Consider the following 1,166-nt stretch of genomic DNA (forward strand, 5'->3'; position numbering starts at 1 on the left):
CAGCTTGGGCTGGGTTGTTTTATATTGCTGATGACCGTATCCGATTACAACGGTTTAGCCTCACCAACTGTCTCTTTTAAGTGCTTGCGTACTGTATTAAATGAGAAATTCTTTGAATCCATGCGTTTTGGCAGGATATAGGCACCTTGCTGAACTTCGCCTTTTGGTGTCTTTACCTTGAAATTAACCAAAATAAAATCAGGGGTATTGTACCATTCGTAAATGTCTTTCCAGCCGATGGTCGCTGTACCTTCCTGAAGTCCCATTTTCTGGCGCATCACAATCCCGTGGGGCTGTACACCTAAACGAATCCCCTTGATTTCCTGTACAGGAAATTCGTTCATTTTACGTTTCACATACCATTCCAGACCAAACTTCTTGATGAGGTAGAACAGTACCACACCAATGATCACCACCCAGCAAATCGCGGTTGAGTAGGTGGAGTAATACTTGATCAGGCCTGCTGTAACCAGTGAAAGCACCACAAGTGCAATCATAATCAGCCAGGCCTTGCGGCTGAACTTATTGGTACCACGCCAAATCATAAGTTGGGCTTGACGTTGTTCTTGTTCAGAAACTTCGTAGGGAACGGGTTGTAGCGTATAAGCGTATAGCGTTTTGGCGGTCATAGTTTAAAAAATGAGTTTAGAACTGGGTTAAGTTTATCATTGATTGGCATGCAAAGATATTAGGCCAATAGCGAATCATAGGGACGATTAAAATACCAATAGCCCCTAAAGTGAAGCAAACTCGGTCCCATCTTCATGGGGTTCATAGCTTAAACTCTGTTTCAACATACTTAAACGGGTCAAAATACTCAGGATCAGGGAGAGCTGCTGCAAAATAATCAGCGATTTCTGGTCGTTTTCATCATTGCGGCTCAGGCGTTCGCGTATGCTTTGTAGCATATTTTGTGAAGACAGGTCAGGTACTTCATCTCGTAACAGTGCACCCTGAATATCATCCAGTGCCTGATCCAACAGGCTTAATATCGCAGGCTCATCAATACGTTCACGGTGCGCACCCAAGGCCGCGATATAACTGAGAAAGGTATGGCTTAAACAGAGAAACTCAAATGCCTGTGCTTTCTTGGTGGGATCAATATTGGGTTCGGTTGCAAGGGTGGAAATGAGTGATGCAACTTCCGCATCATTATTATGTGCCGC

Annotated in this window: 1 protein-coding gene and 1 pseudogene; both read right to left on the bottom strand. The window is 44.1% G+C overall.

Annotated elements, in window-relative coordinates:
- Positions 1-44 precede the first annotated feature (44 nt).
- On the bottom strand, positions 45-629 hold the full coding sequence (locus B4H32_RS11745) for a YcxB family protein (RefSeq protein WP_004681639.1): 585 nt from the start codon (positions 627-629) through the stop codon (positions 45-47).
- Positions 630-734: 105 nt separating this feature from the next.
- Positions 735-1,166 (bottom strand): annotated as a pseudogene (locus B4H32_RS11750) (TIGR01666 family membrane protein); the annotation flags it as partial.

It is taken from the genome of Acinetobacter sp. UBA2063, from assembly GCF_002333245.1.
In the GTDB taxonomy this organism is placed as follows: domain Bacteria; phylum Pseudomonadota; class Gammaproteobacteria; order Pseudomonadales; family Moraxellaceae; genus Acinetobacter; species Acinetobacter parvus.